Origin of the sequence: Actinoplanes sp. NPDC024001 (genome assembly GCF_040638955.1) — a bacterium.
Taxonomy (GTDB): domain Bacteria; phylum Actinomycetota; class Actinomycetes; order Mycobacteriales; family Micromonosporaceae; genus Actinoplanes.
Map to the genome: position 1 here is coordinate 1 of NZ_JBEZZB010000341.1, position 3,192 is coordinate 3,192.

General features: G+C 74.9%; 2 protein-coding genes. Both read right to left on the bottom strand.

Features of this window, described 5'->3' with window-relative positions:
• Window positions 1–195 precede the first annotated feature (195 nt).
• Window positions 196–1,959, bottom strand: coding sequence for an ATP-binding protein (locus AB0F81_RS50905; protein WP_360211642.1), 1,764 nt, complete (start codon window positions 1,957–1,959; stop codon window positions 196–198).
• 74 nt (window positions 1,960–2,033) lie between these two features.
• Window positions 2,034–3,192, bottom strand: a 1,159-nt coding sequence (locus tag AB0F81_RS50910; RefSeq protein ID WP_360211644.1) for a histidine kinase, incomplete at its 5' end; no start/stop codon positions are given.

Sequence of the window (3,192 nt, forward strand, 5' to 3'; positions counted from 1 at the left end):
GCCCGGCGCCGGTGCCCGCGGCGGCGGCGCCGCCACGGCTGGTTCACCCACGTACACCGGCCCGCACAGGACCGCGGTGAGCAGCACGCTCGTCGCCCGCTGAGTAACCGACCCGGCCATCTGCGCCCCCTCGCCCATCGCCGCCGTCCGACGACGGCCCCTGCCGATGGTGCGGCGCGACGAGGCGCCGCGTCGTCACGGATAGGCGCCCACCGGTTCATGGATATCCGTGATTGCGGCACGGCCCGGCAGCTCGGCGCGGACGCGGGTCCCCTCGGGTGTGGACTCGACGGTGAACCGGCCGCCGACGGCGTGGACCCGGTCCCGCAGGCCCTGCAGACCGCCGCCGCGCCGGTCGTCGGCGCCGCCCGGCCCGCTGTCCGCCACCTCTACGACGACGTGCCCGGCGGCCTGCCGCGCCCGCACCGTCGCACCGCAGCCGGTGGTGTGCTTCACCACGTTCTGCAGCGCCTCGCTGACCACGTAGTACGCGGTCGCCTCGACCACCGGGTCGTACCGACCGGTCAGCCGCACGTCCAGGACGACCGGGATCCGCGCACGGCGTCCCAGGGCGGCCAGCGCGGCGGGCAGGCCGTGCTCGGTCAGCACCGCCGGGCGCAAGCCACGGGCGATGTCCCGCAGGTCGCCGATCGCGCGCCGCAGCTCCTCGGTCAGCTCGGCAACCAGGGCACCGTCGTCCGGATCCTCGAGCCGGCCACGCAGCGCCGCGAGCCGGTCCTCGATGGTCTCCAGCGTCTGCCGCGCGCCGTCGCGCAGTTCGCGTTCCAACCGGCGGCGTTCGCCGTCGGCAGCCTCGGCGAGCCGTCGACGCGACTGGGAGACCTCGTCCAGCTGGGAGCGCAGCAGGGCGTAGAGCCGGGCGTTGTCGAGGGCCAGCCGGGCGGCGCCGGCAGCGGCGGAGAGCAGCTCGGGATCGTCGGCCAGCGCCGGATCGTGCCCCAGGACGGCCACCGGCGGGTCGCCGACCGGGGTGATCGCCAGGCTGCCGTCACCGGGCGCCTCGAACGGTCGTCCCCGCACGTCGCGCAGCCCTCCGGCGCTGGGGAAGCCGACCCGCAGGCCGGGGTCGCGCAGCACCTCGCCCAGCACCGCCTCGACCCGGGTGGCACTGACCCTGGTCAGCTCGCTCATGGTGCCGCCGACCGCGGCGAAGGCGAGCCGCTCACGCAGCAGGCCGACGAAGAAGGTGAGCGGCAGGGCGGCCACGATGGTCCAGGCCATGACGGCGAAGACGAACGCCTTGGCCTGCTCGTTGCCGACGCTGCCGAGCTGGACCAGAGCCGCGAAGCCGATCACGAACGCGACGAGCGCCGCCGCGGCGGTGGCGACGGCGAACCGATACTGCCGTCGCTGCCGGGGCCGGGCACGCGTCAGGCGCCGCACCAGCACGGTGGCCGCAGCGACGGCGAGGCCGATCCAGAGCACCATGAAGACGTTGCTGACCCGGTCGAAGGCGGCGTGGCCCGACCCGTTCGCGCGGACCACCAGCAGCGTCGCGCAGGCGACGGCCGCGAGCCCGTACGCGGTCAGGACGAGCAGGCGTTCCACGCGTCCGGTGAGCCGGCCGGTGGGATAGCTGAGCAGCAGCTGACCGGCGATGGCGAACTGGAGCCAGTAGACCGGCTCGCCGATCACCATGATCATGTTGTAGCCCGGTGTGTCCTCGGGCAGGACCAGCCCGTACGGCGTCTCCACCAGGATCACCAGGCCGAGCAACAGCATCCAGAGGCCGGTGCGGCTGCGCGGCCGCAGCCGCCAGGCCACCGCTCCGGGCACCGCGAAGCAGACCGCGAGCCCCACGTCGGACAGCAGGAAGCCTCGCGGCCGCGTGTCGTAGAGCAGACCGAACCCGAGGTTGAAGGCGGTGAGGCCGGCGATGCCGGCGCACGCCGCCGCCAGCCGCAGGCCCGAGGCCTGTGGACGCCGCACCGTCCGCACCCGGCGATGGTCCCACCAGCGTCCGGAACAGGGCAGGCTTGCGGCGTCTTGCCGACAGACCCCGCCGGCCAGGGTCATCCGCACGGCAGATCGGCCACCATCCGGGTACCGCCGCCGATCGGCGATTCGATCCGTACCTCGCCGCCGACTGCGCCGACACTGTCGGCGATCGCCCGCAAGCCGGTGCCGGCGGCCATCGACGCGCCGCCGGGCCCGTCGTCGGCGACCTCGATCAGCAGCCGGTCCGGCTCGCGGATGACCGACACCGACGCGCGGGCGTCACCCGTATGCCGGGCGACGTTGGTCAGCGCTTCGCTGACCACGTAGTACGCGGTGGCCTCGACGACCGGGTCGAGCCGGCCCGCCACCCGGACGTAGAGGTCGACGCAGACGCCGGCGTGGCGGGCCAGGGACGCCACGGCCGGCTCCAGACCCTGGTCGGTGAGCACCGCCGGCCGGATGCCGTGTGCGAACTCGCGCAGCTCGCCGATCGCGCCGCGTAGTTCGGTCTCCAGGTCGCCGACCACTTGCCGGTCCGCCGGCTGGACCAGTCGTGCGCGCAGGGCGCCGAGCATGTACCCGATGCCCAGCAGGCGTTGCTGGGCGCCGTCGTGCAGATCCCGCTCGAGGCGCTGCCGTTCCGCGTCGGCGGCGCGGGCGATGCGCTGCCGGGAGGCCATCACGTCGTTGAGGCGGGCGCGAACCTCGGCGTACAGGCGTGCGTTGTCCAGGGCGAGGCCGGCGGCCGCGACCGCGGCGTCGAGCAGCTCGCGGTTCTCGGCGAGCGCGGGATCGTGCAGGAGCATCGCGTACGGCGGGTCGCCCAGCGGCAGGCGTCCGGCGCTCCCGTCGTCCGGCGGTTCGACCGGGCGCCCGCCCACATCCACCGGCCCGCCCTCGGTGAGGAACACGACCCGGACGGTGGGATCCTGCAGGGCCCGCGCCAGGGCCGGCTCGACCGCGTCCGGCCCGACCGACTCCAGCCGGCGGACCAGGTCACCGACCGAGGCGAACGCCAGCCGCTCCCGCAGCAGGCCGAGCAGGAACGACACCGGTACGGCGATGACCCCGGTCCACGCCATCCAGGTGTGCAGAGTGGCGGCGGTGGTGTGGTCGCCCTGCCCGCCGGCAACCGCCAGCGTCGTGATGAACACGGCCGCGAACAGGGCGATCGCCGCTCCGGCCGCGCCCAGAGCGAACGCCTCGCGGCGGCGCCGCAGCGGTGGCGCGCGC